Origin of the sequence: Parachitinimonas caeni (genome assembly GCF_030129945.1) — a bacterium.
Taxonomy (GTDB): Bacteria; Pseudomonadota; Gammaproteobacteria; order Burkholderiales; family Chitinimonadaceae; genus Parachitinimonas; species Parachitinimonas caeni.
Map to the genome: position 1 here is coordinate 1 of NZ_JARRAF010000037.1, position 20,216 is coordinate 20,216.

Annotated in this window: 15 protein-coding genes; 12 read left to right on the plus strand and 3 right to left on the minus strand. The window is 58.6% G+C overall.

Annotated elements, in window-relative coordinates:
• The first annotated feature begins 327 nt into the window (after positions 1-327).
• The gene (locus PZA18_RS20280; protein ID WP_284102701.1) at positions 328-1,152 is read left to right on the plus strand and encodes a hypothetical protein; all 825 of its coding nucleotides are present in this window, start codon (positions 328-330) and stop codon (positions 1,150-1,152) included.
• A 105-nt stretch (positions 1,153-1,257) separates the two neighbouring features.
• On the opposite strand, the gene PZA18_RS20285 is transcribed toward PZA18_RS20280, so the two are convergent.
• A complete protein-coding gene (locus PZA18_RS20285; protein WP_284102702.1) occupies positions 1,258-2,631 on the minus strand; it encodes a metallopeptidase TldD-related protein in 1,374 nt (457 codons plus the stop codon).
• 101 nt (positions 2,632-2,732) lie between these two features.
• Entirely contained in the window at positions 2,733-4,304 is a 1,572-nt protein-coding gene (locus PZA18_RS20290) for a TldD/PmbA family protein (RefSeq protein ID WP_284102703.1), read from the minus strand.
• A 383-nt stretch (positions 4,305-4,687) separates the two neighbouring features.
• Here PZA18_RS20290 and PZA18_RS20295 point away from each other — a divergent pair, with 383 nt between their 5' ends.
• Positions 4,688-5,203: an endonuclease V gene (locus PZA18_RS20295; protein ID WP_284102704.1), complete on the plus strand. Its 516-nt coding sequence runs from the start codon at positions 4,688-4,690 to the stop codon at positions 5,201-5,203.
• Between the two features lie 96 nt (positions 5,204-5,299).
• A complete protein-coding gene (locus tag PZA18_RS20300; protein WP_284102705.1) occupies positions 5,300-5,956 on the plus strand; it encodes a FliH/SctL family protein in 657 nt (218 codons plus the stop codon).
• A gap of 172 nt (positions 5,957-6,128) precedes the next feature.
• On the opposite strand, the gene PZA18_RS20305 is transcribed toward PZA18_RS20300, so the two are convergent.
• Positions 6,129-6,746, minus strand: coding sequence for a DUF4291 domain-containing protein (locus PZA18_RS20305; RefSeq protein ID WP_284102706.1), 618 nt, complete (start codon positions 6,744-6,746; stop codon positions 6,129-6,131).
• Positions 6,747-7,204: 458 nt separating this feature from the next.
• On the opposite strand from PZA18_RS20305, the gene PZA18_RS20310 reads away from it, so the two are divergent.
• The 9 genes from PZA18_RS20310 to PZA18_RS20350 all read left to right on the plus strand — a co-directional run bounded on the left by PZA18_RS20310 (position 7,205) and on the right by PZA18_RS20350 (position 20,206).
• Positions 7,205-7,900 (plus strand): metallophosphoesterase family protein, encoded by a 696-nt coding sequence (locus tag PZA18_RS20310; RefSeq protein ID WP_284102707.1) that lies wholly within the window; start codon positions 7,205-7,207, stop codon positions 7,898-7,900.
• 88 nt (positions 7,901-7,988) lie between these two features.
• Positions 7,989-9,308 (plus strand): SH3 domain-containing protein, encoded by a 1,320-nt coding sequence (locus tag PZA18_RS20315; RefSeq protein WP_284102708.1) that lies wholly within the window; start codon positions 7,989-7,991, stop codon positions 9,306-9,308.
• Positions 9,299-10,624, plus strand: coding sequence for an SH3 domain-containing protein (locus PZA18_RS20320; protein WP_284102709.1), 1,326 nt, complete (start codon positions 9,299-9,301; stop codon positions 10,622-10,624). Before PZA18_RS20315 ends, PZA18_RS20320 begins: the two co-directional genes overlap by 10 nt.
• A 3-nt stretch (positions 10,625-10,627) precedes the next feature.
• The gene (locus PZA18_RS20325) at positions 10,628-11,563 is read left to right on the plus strand and encodes an ATP-grasp domain-containing protein (RefSeq protein WP_284102710.1); all 936 of its coding nucleotides are present in this window, start codon (positions 10,628-10,630) and stop codon (positions 11,561-11,563) included.
• 38 nt (positions 11,564-11,601) lie between these two features.
• The gene (gene pseI / locus PZA18_RS20330) at positions 11,602-12,651 is read left to right on the plus strand and encodes a pseudaminic acid synthase (protein WP_284102711.1); all 1,050 of its coding nucleotides are present in this window, start codon (positions 11,602-11,604) and stop codon (positions 12,649-12,651) included.
• An 86-nt stretch (positions 12,652-12,737) separates the two neighbouring features.
• The gene (locus PZA18_RS20335; protein WP_284102712.1) at positions 12,738-13,991 is read left to right on the plus strand and encodes a class I SAM-dependent methyltransferase; all 1,254 of its coding nucleotides are present in this window, start codon (positions 12,738-12,740) and stop codon (positions 13,989-13,991) included.
• On the plus strand, positions 13,988-18,754 hold the full coding sequence (locus tag PZA18_RS20340) for a glycosyltransferase (RefSeq protein WP_284102713.1): 4,767 nt from the start codon (positions 13,988-13,990) through the stop codon (positions 18,752-18,754). Before PZA18_RS20335 ends, PZA18_RS20340 begins: the two co-directional genes overlap by 4 nt.
• Positions 18,755-19,179: 425 nt before the next feature.
• Positions 19,180-19,359, plus strand: coding sequence for a hypothetical protein (locus PZA18_RS20345; protein ID WP_284102714.1), 180 nt, complete (start codon positions 19,180-19,182; stop codon positions 19,357-19,359).
• Positions 19,360-19,444: 85 nt separating this feature from the next.
• The gene (locus PZA18_RS20350; RefSeq protein WP_284102715.1) at positions 19,445-20,206 is read left to right on the plus strand and encodes a HesA/MoeB/ThiF family protein; all 762 of its coding nucleotides are present in this window, start codon (positions 19,445-19,447) and stop codon (positions 20,204-20,206) included.
• Positions 20,207-20,216: the final 10 nt, after the last annotated feature.

Below are 20,216 nucleotides of genomic sequence, written 5' to 3' on the forward strand. Positions count from 1 at the left end.
AGTTTTGGGGCAGGGCTAGGCAGGGTGAGCGCAGTTTAGCGAGCTAAATAAGCGAACGCTAACGACGCCATGCCCCAAAAATCGACCCGGCCCGGAGGGTTTCGCCGGGTTTGGGCCTGCTGCCGCGTTAAAAATCGCTTGCTTAGTTCACTAAGCGGCGCGCTTTTTGCCTTGCATCAGGCCCAAATCCGACGAAACGCGATCCGGAAATAAAACGTCAACAGAGCCAAGGCTCGGTGGATGGCGCAGAGGGATGCGAATGCGCGTGTCGATGTTTTATAGCAGCTGCGTTCTCGAAAGACAGGGTGTGAAGGGATTGGAGAAACTATGCGGATTTTGCCTTATGTGGTGCTGGCATTTTTATTACCGCCGGTTATGGCGGCGCCCGCCAGTCGGGAATACAAATTAATTCTTGATTCTGGCGCATTGAAATCGGAGCAGGCTGCGGATATCGCGGCGAAGGTTGAACGGACTCTGCAGAATCTGGCTGGCGAAAAGCTGTCGATAGTCAGCCGTGTTAAATCGATGCGGGATAAAAGCCGGACTGTTCGTTTTATCGATACGCCCGGCGACTGCCTGCTGCGACAGGCTGGCTTGATCGTGCGGGATCGCGGCGATGAAAAGAAACGCGCTGTGACGCTGAAATTGCGCGGAAGGGGGAGTGAAGACTGGGCGCGTCATTGGCAGCTGAAAGAGGAAGAGGATGTGACACCCCCGCTGCAGGTGACATCTTCCCGTTCTCTCTCCAGCAAAATACCGGTGGCAACACCACTGAAAACCGTGGCTGATTTACTCGAATATTTTCCGGCATTGGCTGGATTGAAATTGCCGACGGGTAAAGCAGTTCAGTCGATTCTTCAGGAAGATATTCGCGAGGAAACGTTTACCCTGCCCCAATTCAAACTGGGGAGTCGCTGGAGCGAGACCGAATTGTCGATTTGGTATTTCGGCCGGGAAACCCAGCCGGGGTTGATCGAGGTGTCGTTCCGGTATGAGGTTGATCCGGCGGACGATGCCGTAACCCGCGCTCTGGCGGAGCGGTGGTTTACGCTATGGCAGGGAGCGTCCGGCTTGCCTGTGAGTGGTGCCGAGACCACCAAGACCGCCCATGTATTCCGGCGCGCAGCAGGGTTTTGTCAGGTAAACCCGTAGTTCGTGGTGGCCTGACCAGAAAAAAGGCCGCCCCGAAAGCGGGAGCGGCCCAGCGAAACGCGATCTGCAAACCTTATGTCAACAGAACTCAGGATTGAAACGCGATCAGGCGGCGACCGAAACCTCGGTCAGCAGGGCACATTCGGGGCCGAAATAGGCCTGGCCGACCGGGTTGTTGCCATCGAAATGGCTATGCCGCACACAGACATCCGATAGCTTCAGCCCCTTGAAGTTTTCCTGCACGGCGCCACCCAACGAGCCACCTTTCAGGTAGCGCACGGTGCCATTGATATTGTCGTGCAGGCGGGCCAGGCGGATTTCACTGCCGAATGTACCGCTGTTGGCATCGGTAAACAGGCCGGAGAACTGCAGGATCTCCAGCACCTGCGGTGCTGCTTTGGTCAGCGATGCATAGCTGTGGCGGCCGCCCGCGACGGTGACTGTACCGCGCACCGTGGTTGGCGCAGGCAGATTCAGATAGTGCGCGAACTGCTGATCGGCCGCGGTGGCGACGACGCGATTCTGTTCGACCAGGGGCAAGAGTGCCTGCGGTACCCCTTGTCCGGATATCGCCACGGTATCGGCCCCAAAGGGTTGCTGTGGGTCGAGCGCCAGCGAGATCAGATCGCCTTCGGTTGACTTGATCAGCGCATCGCCGACCGCCACGAACGGCAGCTGATGGTAGGCATTGCTGCCGCTGAGCTGGCTGATCTGGTCGTGGAACAGCGTCGCCAGCACGTCGGCGTGGATGATCACCGGGTAGCGACCGGCTTCGGTCTTGCTGACTTCCACCGCGTAGCGGGCATGGTTGGCGGCTTGCTCAAACAGACCGGCCACATCGACATCGGCCAGCCGTACCGACCAGCGGGTGTCGAGGTATTCATCGCTGAATACGCTGCCATCGGCCAGCTGCTTGCTGCACGAATAAGCGGCTTCCACATAAATGCGGGTGCTGAGGCTGCGGTGGATCAGCCCGTTGCTCAGGTGCTTGGTCAGGCGGTGAATCGACAGGAACAGCTCGGCAGAGTCAAAGCGGGCGTCGCGTGGCGTTGCCACGGCGGTGGCGATGTCCTGCGTCAGGCGGCTGACACTGCCTTCCAGATCTTCAACGATGGCCGGATCAGCACTTTGCACGCTCGGTAGCTCGGTCGCTGCGGTCGGCAGGGGCCAGGCCTGGTGGCTGGTCTGCAAGCCTGCGGCGATGGCGCTGTCCAGCTGGGGCGCCAGTGGCAGGCTGTAGAAGAACTTCTTGCTGACTTCCCCCTGACGACTGGCGTCGTCGAGCTTTACAAACAGACGGGCGCTGAGGTTGTTGACTTCCACTTCGCGGTCCTGGTCGATGACAAGGGCGCCGCCTTTTTCAGCCAGAAAGTAGCGCTCACGGCGCTGGATGGTTTCTTCGTTCACAATCCAGCCCTTGACTTGCGGGTGGTTGTCGAGCGTGGATTTCAGTTGGTCGAGGGTCCAGAGATGAGCCATAAGGTTTGCCTTTAAAGGTTCTGGTGCCGGTTGCCGGATGTTGCCGGCAGCCGGACTGCAAGATCGTGCAGGCACGCGGCAGGAAAGCCGCGCACGGAAAATCAGCCTAGCGTTGCCTGGGCAAGCAGCATGTAGGGGCCACCGCTGCCGGCATGCACGATCTCTTTATGATATTTGCCACAACCACCCACCTTGTTCTGCGGGTGAACGGCCTCGTCAGCGTCGCTGCGGGTGTACTCGATCTTCGACTTGGCAACGATGGCGTTGAGCAGGTCTGGCGTGTAGCCAGTGAGCTGGACATCACCACCCGCCGGCCCCCGGAATACCCGGCCGGTGAACTTGCCATCGCGGACTTCCTGCAGGAACTGAATGCCCACCTGGATACCCATGCCTTTCGGATCTTCCATGCCGCCCGCCGGCTGCGTGGCAACAAAGCCATCACCCAATTGCTGCATCAATTCGGCCAGCGTGGCGTCGCCTGCGCTGAAGTACGTGTTGGTCTGGCGGGTGTACACACCATTGGCCCAGCTTTCGCGCTTGCCGTTGGCGCTGCGCGGCACGCCAAGACGCAAGGCTGAAGTCAGGTTGGTCATGGGAGCACGCAACTGGCCGGCTTCCAGCAAGACCTGCTCCTGTGCCAGCCAGCCTTCTTCATCAAAGAAGTAGCTGCCCCAGGCCGCGAAGTCCTCATCGCCGTTCTTGAAGATGGCCGGGTTGTTGAGGATGGTGGCGTGCTGGTTGCCGACAATCTCGCCTGACTGGAAGAGATCCCATGCCTTGCTGCGGCCACGGGCACAGGTGTCGCCTTCCTGCGAATGACCAAAGGCCTCGTGCGCCAGTACACCGGCGATGCTGGGTCCAATCAGCACGCGGTACTGGCCGGGCGTCAGCAACTCGGCTTGGCGTACGGCAGCCAGATCGGCCAACGTGCCGGCAATCTTGTCTTCCAGCCCGGCCGTGACTTCCTGGCCGCCCAAGCCACCCACGACGCTGTGCGCGCGATGCGGGCCGGACATGGTCACCAGCACGGTGGCGATCCGGTACAGCGTCTGAGACATATTGACGGCGCGATCAATAAACAGCGCGTCCTCAATCGCGTAGCGCTGTTGTGCCTGCACGAAGCTCAGGTCGCCTTCGGCCAGGCCGGCATCCGGGGCCAGGGCTTTGGTGCGTTCAACGATGGCTTTCAGTCGGCCCAGGATGGCCTCGTTGCTGAGTCGGGTCGGGTCTTGCTCGCAGCGGATGCCAAAATGGACTTCGGTGGCGGCGTTTGCATCAGCGGGAATCTGAACGCGGATTTCGTCATCCAGCGGAAGCTGCAGGCGCTCAGACCAGCTGACCGGTGCATAGGGCCGGGCGATGGCGCCTGCTGCGGGGGGCGTCGCAGCGACACGGCCGGCAAAGCGCTGCGCCAGCTGCAGCAGGGCTTCGGGTTCGAGCTGGTCGCTGGACTGTTCGAACAGGGTGTAACCATCATAGATGCGCAATACCACACCCAAGGACACCTCATCGTTGATGTTCGACTGGCGCAGGTTCACGGTATGGGTAAGCTTGGTCTTGCGTTCGAGATAAACGGAGCCATACCAGCCGGGCTGGGCTTCCAGCACCGGCAGCAAGCTGGGCAGGAACTGGCGCAGAGGGTGTAGATCGGTACTGAAAGGGGCTCGTGCCATGGTCAGGTCCTTGCAGGAATTCGGTAGAGGTCAACAAACAGGCGAAAGGGGCGGCAACAGTCTGGCGGCTTGCGGTCTGTGCCGGCTTTCCCGCCGATTTACGGCTCGCCATCGCTGGAAAGCAGTCTAACAAAGGCATCCAGCCTGGTTTAGCAACAGAACAGACCAATGCTGATAGGCACAGCCCCGGAAGCCTTGTAATTTGGTGGCTTCAGCCTGATCTGCAAGCCTTGCCGGCAGGTATATTTCGGCCTGCCCGGTTTGCGGGAGCCTCCAACCCCCTCGTCTTGCCTCGGCCTTGATGACATTTTGTTTCCGGTCGCGCCGGGCTGAACTTTGGGGCATGGCGCGACCGGAAACAAAATAACAACAGAGCCTAATTTATGATTCTTGCTACCGATGTTCATTACCTTGCCGACCATGCCATTGCCGCAGCCGTGCTGTTTGCCCGATGGGACGAGGCCGTTCCAGCCGCATGCTGGACGGTGCGAATCGATACGGTTGCGGACTATATTCCCGGCCAGTTCTATCAGCGTGAGCTGCCATGCCTGATGCAGCTGATCAGCCAGGCTCCCCAGCCGATCAGCTGTGTGGTGGTCGATGGTTATGTCGATCTCGGGGGGGAGCAGCTGCCCGGACTGGGGCGGCATCTGTGGCATGCCCTGCAGGGGCAGACGCCGGTGCTGGGTGTGGCCAAGACCCGTTTTGCCGATACCCCCGATAACGCTGCGCTATATCGAGGCAAGAGCGAGAAGCCGCTGTTTATTTCAGCGGCTGGCATCGAGCTGGAACAGGCCAAAGCCGCTGTCGCCCGTATGCATGGCCGACACCGCCTGCCAAGTTTGCTCAAACGGGTAGACCAGCTGTGTCGCGGAATCGACGCTGCCGGCGCACTATGATGGGATGAACATCCCGGATTTGCGGTAAGTGAATGCCATAAGAATCAAATGAAAGCTGGCCCACTGATTGCAAAGGGCCAAAGTGAGCGAGACACCATGAGTTCCCTGATCAAGACCGCTGAAGTGGCGGAACAGAAAAAGCTGCTGTTGCCCAGGCGCAAACGAGCCGTTCCGGCAGGTGCTCCTGCAGCGGCAGACCCGGCAACGCCCCCCCTCGCGACGGCTTTGCCGGATACCCAGACCCTGATTGATCAAGTGCGGGCAGAAATCATGCAGCAGTTTCAGGCTGAGGCCGTTGCTGCGCGTGAACTGGGTCTGCGGCGTGGCCTGCGCGAGGGCCGGGAGGCTGGCTACCGCGAAGCGCAGCAACACTTTGCGCGAGAGCTTGAAGCGGTGCGGCAGCTGGCCGGTCAGTTGGCGGCTTCGGTTGAGCAGGGTCTGAGCGGTCTGCAGTGGCGGGCTTACCAGATTGCGCTGGAGAGTTTGCAGGAAGTACTCGGGGAGACTTCACTCCCTGCCGGGCAATTGGCTGCGGTGGTCGCCAGCAAAACCCAGGGCAATTTGCAGCAGGTGCCGATTGAGTTGGGCATCAATCCGGCCGACTTCGCCCGCTTGCGCCAGACCGAAGGCGTCGGCGACCTGCTTCCTGCCCGCCCGGACCTCTACTGGCGACAGGATGGCAACGTACCCAGCGGGCAGGTCGCAGCTCAAGATGCCGATGCGGATGCGCTTTGGCAGCTGGATCGACGTTGAGCGGGATCGACGTTGAACGGGATTGGTTGACCGGGGTATTTGAAGCCCCGTTCAAAAGCGCCAGCCGTTTTTGAAAAATGACTGAAATGGCAGGATGCCGGCGGCTGGAAATCAGCCGCTTTTATATTTGAATGGCACTTTCAGACTGTCTTGCGGGGGCGGACCTCTGAATTCACGTCATCTCCAGCCGTCGAGCGATTTCGGCGTGGACGGGATATTCGTGTTCCACCGGCAAAAGTGCTTTTGCTTCAGTAAGTTTTCCTTGTTTTACCAGCGATTCGATAGCGAGTGCCTGTTCACTGATATCGGTAATTTGCTGTATCCATTGTCCGGTATAAAGCGAAACCGCTTCCCCACTCAGACCTACTTGAATGGCGCGATAATCGAGCGGCTGCAAATGTAAATCGCGCTCAGGATCCCACTGAATACGAACCGGGTTATCAGCCTTGAGGGTGGCCCATTCTTCAGCGCTAACGCCGGCGGGTGGATGGCTCAAACAACTATGGGCCAGTGCCCACTCGAAGCCTTCACGACGGATATCAATCGCCAGAATCGTTTTTTGACCATCATCTTTATGCCCCCAGCCAGTGCGATACATCATCCATAAGAATGAAGGCTTTATCCAAGTCATTCGCTCCATTTTGAATGGGGGCGATACAAACCGGCCGTGGTGCAAAGCAGAAAGGGCAATCAGGGAAGAGTAGGCCTGATAGACACGAATGGTGTCCGAGTTGAATTGTGCGCGGATTTGACGATTTTTTATTGTTGTTTGATTCATGCCGCGCAGCATATTGGAATAGCCTTTGATTGGCTACGCCTCCCTGTTTTTCTGAGGGGGCGCCAGGGCTTAATCTGAGCCAAATAAGCAGATGAGTGGCTGATTTAAAAAGAAATAATCAAATGGATATTGGTTGGCTGGGCAGTGGGGATTTAAACAAACAGGCACGGTTTATGCCTGAAACTTGCGTTGTCGGCGTAATCGGCTATAAACCTTTATAAGTGCTAATTTCGCACGCATAAATAATCCGGCAATTCGATGAATCATATGGGGTCAATGCTGTGTCAAGCATCTGAACTGTAATGATTTTTCGGGCTGCTCAATCGAGGGTAATTCAGATCCATGGTGGTTCACCGGCGAACCCCGTTGTCCCGTCTACTTGGTCGCTTTGGGCGACCCAGCGGCTATTTGTCTGGTTTTCAAAATCATCCAGCTGGCTTTTCAGTGCTTTCCCCGGTGGGGAGCGCCGTATGAAGATTGCGCTGCTTGCCGATATTCACGCCAATGCCCCAGCCTTGCGCGCCGTCCTTGCCGAGGCAACCCGTTGCGGGGTCGAGCGACTGGCCGTAGCGGGCGATAGTGTCGGCTATTACTTCTGGCCACAGGAAACCTGGCAGCTGCTTACGGCGTGGCCGTTCGATGCCGTGCGTGGCAACCATGAAGACATGTTGCGTGCAAGTCGCCACGACCCCGTGCTGGCCGATCGCATTCTGGCCCGCTATGGCAGCGGCATCGCCATTGCCCAGTCCGAACTGGATGCGAGTCGCCAGCAATGGCTGGACGAGCTGCCGGTGCAGTGCTGGGTGCAGTGGGGGCGTTGGCGGGCCTTGCTATGCCACGGCACGCCGGATGACACCGAAGAATACGTTTACCCGGATTCTCCCGATTTCACTTTTGAACGCATGGCGGTCGCCGGGGCGGATCTGGTGATCTACGGCCATACGCACTATCCACTGTGCAAGACCATCGGGCGTTGCCGGGTGGTGAATCCTGGGTCGGTCGGTCAGCCACGGGATCGACGGCCGGGCGCACAGTGGGCGTTGTTCGATAGCGATAGCGGGGCACTCGAACATCGACTGACGCCCTACGATAACGCGGCAGTCGCGCGCGAAGCCGAGCGGCGGCATCCCGATATTCCTTACCTTGGGCAGGTATTGTGTCGTTAAGCGCTTGGGATGATGGCTTTGCAAGGCGTTGCGCGCGCAATTTCGCGATATTGCACAATGGCGATTTGACTCTGGATTGTAGGCATTTATGTTTTGTCGATGGACTGTTCTGACCCTGTCACTGCTTACCGTTGGGCCGGCGCTGGCGGCCGATGTGGCGCGCCTACGTTTCATTCAGGGCTCATGGGTCAACCTGCGGGCCGATGCCGGGCAAAACGCGGCGGTGATCACCCAACTCACCATCAATACCGAAGTCGCCCTGCTGGGCGAGCAGAACAAGAGCTGCGAAATCAGCTGGCAGGACAAGCGCGGGTTTGTGCCCTGCAGGCTTCTTTCTGAAAAGAAACTGACCATAGCCGAATTTGAACGCTACCTGCCCGGCGGTAGTGAGAATGTGCGCTATTCGGCGCCCCGGCTGTTCTGGCTGGCACCCTCGGCTGCGCGTCTGGTTGCTGCCGGCGAGAGCTTTTGGGAAAGCATGCTCACGCCCGCGCAAAAGCTGAAAGAAGCCCCGGTCCGTTATGCCAGCCGTCTGGGCAAGCCAATACCCGAGATCCACCCGGAAACGGACAAGGTACCCCCTCTGGTGCGGTATCCGATTCCCGAATTCGACGCGATGAAGGCTTTGCTCAAGGCGGGCATTGTGGTGGCACCGGAGAAAAAGCCGGTTTACGTCCGCTGGCCGGACGCCGAGGCCGCGCATAAGGCGGATCGCTTGGGGAGCATGGGCGAGGCGGCCAGTCTGCTCGATGGTTTGATTGCGCTGGCCAAGCCCACGGCGATCAGCCCTTCGCTGTTCAAGCGCGATGCGGATCTGGCACCGCCTGGCGTAGGTATCGAGGCGCTGAGTGCGCTGTTCCAGTTCAAGGAAACGCTCAAACCACTGGCCGGGCCGCGTTGGGAATGGACGGACTATCGTGAAATTGACCCACACTACTCCGGAGCCTGGGATCTCGGTAGCTTTGAGCTGCGTCTGGATCACCCGGTTTACGAGCACCGCATTGGTAGCAAGGGGGAGGTAGGAGTTTATGAGTGGATGGTCACCGACAAGTGGGAGCCAAACTTTGTTGGAACGGATTGTTTTGACGGGTTTATTGAGCCGCAAGGCAAGCAGCTGATGCCCGGCTACGCCAAGGTCAGCAAGCCCCTGACGTGGTTTTATACCGCCGCCGCCTTACCCCATAAGAAGGCAACCGTTGTTAGCCGTACCCTCAAGTTTCCCAAGCATGATTCGGTGAACCGGCTGGAGATCCGTGATATTGACCTGAATGGCGACAAGGTGCCGGATCTTGCGCTGTGGCAGGTGATGGATAGTGACGGGCTTCGTCTGTCGGCGCACATTCTGCTCGCCAATATCGGCGGCGTGTGGACCTTGATCAGCGGCGAGAGGGAGTCGATATGCACCTGAATCAACGCCAACTGATGGGGGCGCTGGTTTGCCTCGCAATGGGTCATTGGGTGCCGGGTTACGCGGCGGACGCCCGGTTCATCGCCGGTTCGTGGGTCAATCTGCGCGAGGCGCCCTCTGACAGTGCCAAGGTGCTTGGGCAGTGGGTGATCAATACCCCGGTGACGCTGTTGTCGGAGCAAGGGCGATTCTGCGAAGTGTCGGCCGAGGGCAGGCAAGGTTTTATTGCCTGCCGATTGCTGTCAGAGCACAAGACGCGGTTGGAGGAAGTGGATGCCCACCTGGCCGACGGTACGGATAACCCGAAGGCAGACCCGACCAAGGCTTTCTGGCTCGACCCGACGGTAGAGCGCCTGTTTGATGCGGGCGAGTGGTTCTGGGGAAAAATGCTGAGCCCGAAGCAACAGGCCAAAGAGCGGCCTTTGCAATACGGTAGCGAGCAGGATAAAGCGGATGTCAGCGCAGGCAAATACAGGGACAAGCCCACGCCGCTAGTGCGATTTGCCATTCCTGAATTCGAAGCCATGAAAGACTTGCTGAAAAAGGGGCGGGTATTCCCAGTGAAAGCGGAGGGCGCCCCGGTGCCGTTCGAGACGTTCATGGCGCAACAAGCCGAAGCTGACAAGCGGCGGCAGCCATGGGAGGTCAGTTACCCGTCGGTGAACTATAAACTGGCCATCTTGGCTGGAAAGTCGGTGTTTGCCGGTGAGCGCGACCTGGCACCGCCCTCGTTTTCGGTCCAGCAGTGCAGCGGCTGGTTTAGCCTCCCGGCGCGAATCAAGTCTGTGACGGCACCGCGCTATCTGAATGCCTACTGGCTGGAAGTGGATGCGCGCTACAGCGGGGGCTGGGACGTTGGTAGCGTGAAATTCGGCCTGGATGCGTCGGTACATGAATACCGGATATGGCCGGATGGCACCGTAACCCGGCATCGCTTCGAACCACAGGATGAAATCACTAGGGGGGTTGAGCGGGCATGTGTCGATTTGCCCCGCTATGGCGAATCGTTGGCTGGCAAAGAGCCTGAGTACGATAGCAAGGGCAAGGTGCCCTTGCTCTGGTTTGTTTCCCCCAAATTGTTCGAATTCAGCAAGAAAGCCCAGATCACCCGGCGCAAGATCAAGCAGGAAAGCGGTTATGTAGAAGTGTTCGATGTCGATCTGAATCAGGACCGCATTCCCGACCTGTCTTTGTGGCGACAGGTTGCCGTGACAGTCATTGTTGGGGATGTAGACGCCGTTCAGAAGACCCTGTTTGCCAATGTCAGCGGCCGTTGGTGGTGGCTGGATACCCGCACGTTGACGGAGTGCACCTGAGCCATGATCCAAACCTGCTATCTGATCACTGGCATTGGCGGCGATATTGCCCAGAACACCGCGCGTATTGTGCGCGAGGTGCGGCCCCATGCACGGATCATCGGCAGTGATCTGCACGAGCGGCACGCGGGGCGATTATTTGTTGATGCCTGCTATTGCCTGCCACCTGCTACCGCACCCGACTACTTGCCGGCCTTGCGCGCCTTGCTGGCTGAGCAGGCGGTGAGCCATGTGTTGCCAATGACCGAGCCGGAGCTGAATTTTCTGGCCGGGCTACCCACCTTGCCGGAGGGTGTGCAGTGGTTTCTGTGCGGGGCCGCGGCGATTCGTGCCGGCGTCGATAAGCTCGACACCACGCGCCAGCTGCTGGCTCTCGGTATCGACATGCCCTGGACCGTACCGGTCGCCGAAGGCGCCCTCGAATACCCCTGCATGCTCAAGCCCCGGCGTGGTTCAGGTTCGCGTGGGGTATTCAAGATCGAGGATGCCAGCGACGCGGCCTACCACGTTCGTAAATCGCCCGACGCGGTGTTTCAGCAGTTGTTGGAGCCGGCCGAGCGGGAAGTAACCTGCGCGATTTTCCGCGCCCGTAGCGGTGAAGTGAGGGTATTGCAGCTACAGCGACGGTTGATTGGCGGCCTCACGGGCTGGGCCGAAACCATCCACGACCCGGCGGTCGAGGCGCTGTGCGGTGAAATCGCCGAGAAACTCGATATTCGCGGTTGTTGCAATGTGCAACTACGCCGCACCGACGCCGGCCCCAAAGTGTTCGAAATCAACCCGCGTATCTCTTCCACCGCCCTCATGCGCCATCTGCTGGGCTTTTGCGATGTGCAATGGTGGCTGGATGATGCCGACGGTCAGCTCGGTAAGGATTACCAGCCCATACCCGCCGGCCGTGAAGTGGTCAGGGTATTTGATGCTGCGGTGTTGAGATAAGCCAAGGTGGCCAAGCGGTCACTCAAGAGGATAAAACCATGTCGTTTGCCATCGCCCATCGCCCCATCGGGCCGGATCAGCCGCCCTTCATCATCGCCGAGATGTCGGGTAACCATAATCAGTCGCTGGAGCGGGCGCTGGCGATTGTCGAGGCGGCGGCCAAGGCGGGGGCACATGCGCTCAAGTTGCAGACGTATACGCCCGACACCATGACGCTGGATCTGGATGAAGCCGAATTCCGGGTGGCCAGCGACGATGCACTATGGGGCGGCAAGTCTTTGTACAAGCTGTATGCCGAGGCTTACACCCCGTGGGACTGGCATGCGCCGATCATGCAGCGGGCACAGGCGCTGGGCATGCTGTGCTTTTCCACGCCGTTTGACGAAACCGCCGTCGATTTTCTCGAATCGCTGAATGTGCCCGCCTACAAGATCGCCTCGTTTGAGAACGCCGATCTGCCCTTGATCAGGCGGGTAGCGGCCACCGGCAAGCCGATGATCATCTCGACCGGTATGGCCACCCTGGCCGAGCTGGACGAGACCGTGCAGGCAGCGCGGGCCGCCGGCTGTGGCGAGCTGGTGCTGCTCAAATGTACAAGCACTTATCCGGCCAGCCCGATCAATACCAATATTCGCACCATTCCGCATCTGCGCGAGTTGTTCGGCTGCGAGGTGGGGCTGTCCGACCACACCATGGGGGTCGGGGTGTCGGTGGCCGCCGTGGCGCTGGGGGCAACGGTCATCGAGAAGCATTTCACGCTGAGCCGGGCCGATGGGGGTGTCGATTCGGCGTTTTCGCTGGAGCCGGCCGAACTGGCGAGTCTGGTTATCGAAACGGAGCGAGCCTGGCAGGCGTTGGGGCGGGTGTCGTATGGCCCCACTGCTTCGGAGCGCCCATCGCTCGCTTACCGGCGCTCGCTGTATGTGGTGCGCGACCTGAAAGCCGGCGACATGCTGACCAACGAGTCGGTTCGTGCCATTCGCCCCGGTTTGGGCCTGCCGCCCAAGTATCTGGATCAGGTACTGGGCAAGCGGGTGAACCGGGATGTTAAACGCGGCACGGCCCTGGGCTGGGAATTGCTGGGGTGAGGCCCAGACGGCCTGAGGTCCACTGATGAAATGCCCACACCTTACCGTTCACGGAACATAGAAGACTTTTTCTAGGGAATCTCACCATGAGCCAGACCGGCCTGATCGACTGGAAAACCCATGCCTGGCAAGACCCGAATATGGTGGCCTGGTATGCGCAGCGGATGGAGCAGAACCTCGATACCAACCAGCTGAAGAACCGGCTGGAGCTGGAGCTGATTGCCCGGCATCTGCGTGGCCATTCAGTGCTGGATGTCGGCATCGGCACAGGGCGCGCCTCGCTGCCGCTGCTGAAGTCGGGCTATGCCGTTAGCGGTATTGATAGCTCGCAAGCCATGCTCGACGAAACCCGGCGTCAGGCTGGTGATCTGCCCATCGAGTTGAAAGTGGGGGATATCGGTGCGGTACCGTATGGCGATGGCCGCTTCGATAACGTCATCTCGCTGAACGTGCTGGTGCATTTTCCTAACTGGCGAGAGGTGCTGGTGGAGTGGAAACGGGTGCTCAAGCCGGGGGGGCGCATCATCTTCGACATTCACTCCTTCGATCATCTGCTGGCGGCGCTGGGGGAGGGCGAGCAGCTGCAGCGGCTGACCCGGCCTGGTGAAACGTCGGCTGAATTTGCCGAATACAAATCAACCGCTGGCGTCGCGCAGATTGTGGCCTTTGCCAACTCGGTCGGGCTGAAGGTGGTGGCGGTAGCGCCTTATGGCGCGTTTCTGGGTGGAGGCAACCCGAATTACTGGCTGACCAAGCTGGAAAGCAGTTTCCGCTGGAAGCGGCTGTTGTCGTGGATCACCCTCGACCAGCGGCTGATGGAGTTTGCCTGTTTTCTGGAACAGACCTTTGTCGAGCATCTGGGTAGCGCCATCTGCGGCCGTCTGATGGTGGTGCTGGAAAACCAGCCGGACCCGGCTGGCAATGCCGAGCTGCTGGCACGCCACACCGAGTTGAACCAGCGAGAAGGCGATCGCCTGCATCTGGAGAGCTACTTTGAACGCCTGCCGAGCAGTGCCGAACAGCGGGCGGCGTTGTGGGAACGGCACTTCAGCCATCCACGCAATCTGGTGCTGCTATACGAAATCTTCCGCTCGCTGGGCGGCGATACCCATATCGACATGGCCCTGGCCATTCCGCAGCCCTGGAGCTATCGCTTTGATACCTGGGCACTGCAGGATGCTTACGACGATGCTGGCTGGCATCTGGCCCGCAATTGGGCGGATGTCATGGCCGAGCCCGCCCAGTGTCATGGGGTTTCGCTGCCAGCCACCCTCGAATACCCGTTGATGAAACGACTTCTTTCCACCTGTTATGGTCTGTTTGACGAAGGGCAAGCATGAAACCAGCCGCCATTGTTTCGCTGTTGTGGGAAAAAAATCTGGGCGTGCTGGAAGCCTTTGCCCGTCGCCACCCTGAAGTCCATATCCTGATTCTGTCGCGGGGCCTGTCAGCTGCGGCTTGCCAGCGTCTGGTGGCGGGGGGCGTCAAGCTGGTGGCCTTGGATGGCCTGCTCGACGAAGCGGCCCAGCAACGCGCTGCCGAAGCGGTGATGGCCGGGCTGCAGCGGATGCAGCAGAACGCAGCAGCCATTGGTGAACACGCCACCCATTTCAGCCTGGATGGCAGCACCTTCTGCCGGGTGATTGGCGAACTGGCCGAAAAAACCTGGCCGGCTGTCGCCGCCATTCTGGAAGCGCTGGCGCTGGCCCGGCAGGCTTATGACCTGCGACTGGTGGCTGTCAACGAGGACTACACCGAACTTTCAAAAGCCGTGGTGCTGTGGGCAGGCGCCAACCGGGTGCCCAGTCTGCACCTGGCGCACGCGCTGGCGTTGGCTGACCCGTATACCGTTCACCGCCAGCTCAATGCCGATCTGATCGCGCTGATTGGCGAGCGGGGAGGCGAAGGCTATCTGGACGCCGGCTTCGCCCGCGAGCGACTGCGGGTGACGGGCAACCCGGCCTGGGATCACTACCCGGCCTTGCGCCGTGAAAGGGTACTGCTGCGGCGCCAGCTGGCTGAGCAATACGGCTTCGACGGCACGCTGCCGTTGCTGGTGTTCGGCACCACCTGGGCCGCCAATTTCTCGGCCTTGGTCGATGGACATGCCTTTGCTTCGACCCTGCGCACGTTTTTGTCGAGCGTGGCGCAGCTCCAACAGCAGGGCGTGCGCTTCACGGCAGTGGTCAAAGACCGGCCCTCCAACCAAAGCTACGGCGCGAACGAATTCGAGCGGGTGCTGGAAGGGTGTGGGGTCGATCGACGTGGGGTGCGTTATGCCAGCGATACCCCCGACCGCTGGCTGGTGGCGGCCGATGCTGTGGTATCGGTCGATTCCAATCTGACGGTCGAGGCGATGAGCGCCGGGGTGCCAGCCATCAATCTGATGAACGACTCCGGCCTGCGTATGGGACCATCGTTTGGCGCCTATTCAGGCGTGATCGAGGTGGCTGCCGATGAACTGGCGGCGGCGATGGGTCGGGTGCTGACTGACAAGGCGTTTGCCAAGGCGGTGGTGGATGCGGCCAGCCGCCAGTTGCCGTATTTTAATGCCGGGCACGATGGTCGAGCCACCGAGCGGGTGGCGGCGCTGATGTCGGAGTTGGCGGCGGTATCGCAGCATCGTTTCGTCTGGCAGAGCCATCTGGAATTCTCCGATACCGACATTGGCCATTATCACGATACGGCACGGGTCGAGCTGATTGCCCTGCTGCAGGAAGAACCGACGCTGGTGGTGGAGATTGGCTGTGGCACTGGTGCCACCGGTGCCGAAATCAAGCGGCGCTATCCGCAGGCGGTGGTGTATGGCATCGAAGCCAACCGGCAGGCGGCTGAGCTGGCAGCATCCCGCATCGACCGGGTGTTGTGTGGCCGGTTTGAAGACTTCGACCTGGCGCGCGAGGGGTTGAGCGAGGGGACGGTCGATCTGGTGATCGTCGCCGATGTGCTGGAGCATATGTACAACCCCTGGCGGGTGCTGGTGGAGCTACGCCGCTATCTGAAGCCGGGCGGCAAGGTATTGGCCAGTATTCCCAATACCCGCAACCTCACCATTATCGACAGCCTGTCCAAAGGCAACTGGCGCTACGAGGCCGAGGGGCTGCTCGACGTCACGCACATTCGTTTCTTTACCAAAGCGGAGGTCGAGCGCTTCTTTGCCGAAACCGGCTACCGGATTACCGAGATGCGTCATCGTCCCGATGGCCGGCTCTACAATTTCTATCAGCAGAATCAGGGCAAGCCCAACCTGCAGATCAAGCTTGACCGCATGACGCTCAACGATGTGACGCAGGATGAACTGGTCGAGCTTTGCACGCTCCAGTTTCTGACCCTGGCAGAACCCCTGCCCGCCGAGGAGCTGCCGCAAACGGCTCCACAACCGACCGGCACCAGCCAGAATGCACGCGAGGCCGATCCTTACCGGCAGTGGCTGAACCTGCATCAGCTCGACATGAACCGGGCGCGTCTGTTTGACCAGCGCATGGCCAGCTGGCCGGTTGCGCCGCATGTACACGTACTGGTGCGCTGCGCGAGTCAGGAAGACGCGCCACTGGTCCGTACCATTGGCTCGTTGGCGACCCAGCTCTACCACAATGTGACCCTGACGGTCCTGGCCGATTTTGCCCCGCCACGCGGCGTTCCGCTGGGGGAGCGGATCAGTTGGCAGCATGTCGAATCTGCCCAGGGCACGGCAAGGCTGAGCGAGCTGGCCTGCGAAAGCACCGCTGATTGGATAGCGGTGGTGGATGCCGGCGATGAAGTGCTTCCCCATACCTTTTTGCAGCTACTGGAGTCAGCCCTCGAAAACCCCGGCTGGCACTTGCTGTACAGCGATGAAGATCGGGTGACGGGCGACAAGCAATACGGGTTTCCGCTGTTCAAACCGGATTTCAACCTCGACTACCTGCGCTCCCTGCCTTATATCGGTGGCCTGGTGCTGGTACGGCAGGGGCTGCTGCGCGAGCTGGGTGGGTTCGATCCGCAGGCCGGGCTGGGTTGGCACTATGACTTTGTGTTGCGCTGCTTCGAGCACTGCGGGGCGCCGGCCATCGGCCATGTTGCCGAGGTGCTCTATCATAAGGGCGGTCATGGCGCTGAAGATCTGGCGCAGGTGGCCGATCTGCGCGCTGACCAGATCGCCGCTGTTGAACGGCATCTGCATCGACTGGGCGTCATGGCTGAAGTCGGCCCCGCCTATTTTCCGCTGGGCTGGCGGGTACGTTACTGGCATCCGCAGAAACCCCTGGTCAGCATCATTATTCCGACACGCGACCAGCTCGATTTTCTGCGCCGTTGCATCGAAACCCTGCTCGAAAAAACCGCGTATCCCCATTACGAAATCATCGTCGTGGACAACGACAGCCGCACCCCCGAAGCGCAGCACTATCTATCGGTACTGGCAGCGTCGGGAGAGGACCGTCTGAAGGTGCTGCGTTATCCGCACCCGTTCAATTATTCGGCCATGAACAATCTGGCCGCGCAGACAGCGCGTGGTGACTACCTGCTGCTGCTGAACAACGATACCGCCATCCTGCAGCCAGAATGGCTGGATATGCTGATGGAGCACGCCCAGCGGCCCGAAGTCGGCATTACCGGCGCCCGTCTGCTGTTCCCGGACGGCACCATCCAGCATGCGGGCGTGGTGCTGGGCATGCTGGGGCCGGCCGAACATCCGGGCCTCGGAGCGTCGCATCAGGAACCCGGCTATCTGGGGCGCCTGCACCTGGATCAGGACTTCTCGGCCGTTACCGGCGCCTGCCTGCTGGTACGGCGCAGCGTGTATGAAGAAGTCGGTGGGCTCGACGAGACGGCGTTTGAAGTGTCGTACAACGATATCGACCTTTGCCTGAAAGTGCGTCAGCTGGGTTATCTGGTGGTATGGACGCCTTACGCGACCTTGATGCACGAAGGTTCGGCCAGCCAGAAGAACCGCAAAGTGGAAGTACTGACGCAGGAAACCAAGCAGAAGCGCTTCCGCGACGAGCAGGTGCGCCTCTACCGCAAATGGCTGCCGCAGATTGCCCGTGATCCGGCCCATAACCCCAACCTCACCTTGCGGGCACGCGCCTGGGAATACGAAACCCGGCCGCCGCTGATGTGGCGACCGGCCAGCTGGCGACCCTTGCCGGTGGTGCTGGCGCATCCTGCCGATGCCATGGGCTGCGGCCACTACCGCATCATCCACCCCCTGCATCATCTGAACGAGGCGCTGAAGATCGAAGGCTACGCCAGCTTCGAGCTGTTCCAGACCGCCGAAGCGGCCCGGCTCAAGCCCGATACCCTGCTGGTGCAGCGGCAGATCACCGCGCCGCAGATCGAGGTACTGCGCAACCATCGCGATTGCCTGAATACCTTCATCGTTTACGAACTGGACGACTACCTGCCCAATCTGCCGCTGAAAAGCGCCCACCGCAAAGATATGCCCAAGGACGTGATCCGTTCACTGCGGCGCGGGCTGGATCTGTGCGACCGCTTCGTCGTCTCGACCGAGGCGCTGGCCGAAGCCTTCAGCGACTATCACCGCAACACCGTGGTGGTGCACAACAGCCTGCCGCCCAAGCTATGGGGACAGTTGCAAGGCCAGCGCCGGACTTCGGCCCGGCCACGGGTCGGCTGGGCTGGCGGCGCCAGCCATACTGGCGATCTGGAATTGATAGCCGATATCGTCAAGGAGCTGGCGTTTGAAGTGGACTGGGTGTTCATGGGCATGTGCCCCGATAAGCTCAAGCCCTACATCCGTGAATTTCACGGCGGCGTGCCCATCGAGCAGTACCCGGCCAAGCTGGCCAGCCTGAACCTGGATCTGGCGCTGGCCCCGCTTGAGAACAACCTGTTCAACCGCTGCAAGAGCAATCTGCGCCTGCTCGAATACGGCGCCTGCGGATTTCCGGTGATCTGCACCGACATCGCCCCTTACCAGGGCGACTTGCCGGTTACTCGTGTCCGCAACAAGCACAAAGACTGGATAGACGCGATTCGCGCCCACCTCGCCGACCTCGACGCCACCGCCCGCCAGGGCGACGCGCTGCAGGCAGCGGTGCGTGAACGCTGGCTGTTGCAAGGCGACCGGCTGGATGCGTGGGTGAGGGCGTGGCTGCCCTGAAAAAGACAAGGCCCGCCAGAAGGCGGGCTTTTGTTTTTCTTGGATAATACAATCAGTAATTTTGCTTGATTGATTTTCATTGCTAATTGATTGGTAAAATTGTCTAACATTTGAATTGTTCATGAATTTCTGCTGTCTTGCTTTGTTGTAAAAATGCTTATATGGATTTTATCTAATTGATTTTTAATGATAATTTTGATTTTAGATAAAAATCGTGGCACTTCGTTCAAGTTGTATGTTATTGATTTGTTTGTGGGTATTTATTTGGAATTTTTGTATTTTATGTAGATTTGTTGACTTGATTGATGAGAAATTTTATTATTGTTGACGAGATTTATTGATGGTCTTTTAAGTCTCGTTTGTGGTTTTGGGTATTTTCATAAATACCCAAAGCTAAAATCAAAATAGATAAGTGGGTTTAAATCATGAAATTTGTTTTGCGTGGATTGCCGGAAGGCTTAGTTGGAAAGTCTGAAATTGAAGCTGACTCAGTAAGTGATGCTGTAAAGCAATTTCCTGTCCTTGAATTGTTTGCGGCAGATTTGGAGAAGGTTGCCGGTGGTGAAATCCCTAGGGTTAATATCCACAAGCCTTGTGATGGCTGAGAACTAGCCTTTTAGTTAGAAGTTGTTTGTGTAAAACGGGGGGTGGCCGAATTTGGGTGCCCCCTATTCATTTTCTGAGTAAAAAATGACAGAACTCTTTAAATTTCAGGATACTCGCTATAACCGACAAGAAAATATGCCGGAATGGGGAGTTCATGGCCAAGAAAAATTAAAATCTGCGACAGTTGCGGTTATTGGGGCTGGAGGGGTAAAGTCAACTTTGCTGATGGCGTTGGTGGCTGCCGGAGTAGGTAAAATAGGGATATTTGAGTTTGACACTGTAGAGCTCTCTAATCTGAATCGTCAGATTCTCTATAGAACTAGTGATATAGGAGTTCACAAAGGATCTGCGGCGAAAAAGACATTGCAGGACTTGAATCCGGAAATTGAGATTATTCTTATTCAGGAGAAAATAACCGAAGAAAATATTCATGAATTACTTTCTGGTTATGAATTTATAGTTGAAGGTGGTGATTCTCCGCATGGTCGAAATTTGGTAAACAGATACTGCTTGGATTCAAAGAAGCCGATGGTTCATGCTTCGGCTCAGTTCTCATATGGCTATGTTTTCTCAATGATTCCGAGTGATAAATCCGCTTGTTTTGCGTGTTTGTTCCCTGATGATCATTCTCGGACTGAGCATACAGGCGCAGTACCGGTAAATGTGCTATCTACCTCCGTAGCGGGTTCCTTGGGTGCTGCGGAAGTAATAAAATGGTTTCTAGGTTATAAAGACAGAATGTTTGTAAATAAGAGAATGGTTTTTTCATCGCTAATTTTAAGCAGCGATTTCGAGGTGGAGAGGGTAGAGAAAAGTCCCTCATGCCCGGTTTGTGGTGAAGTATAAATACTTGTAA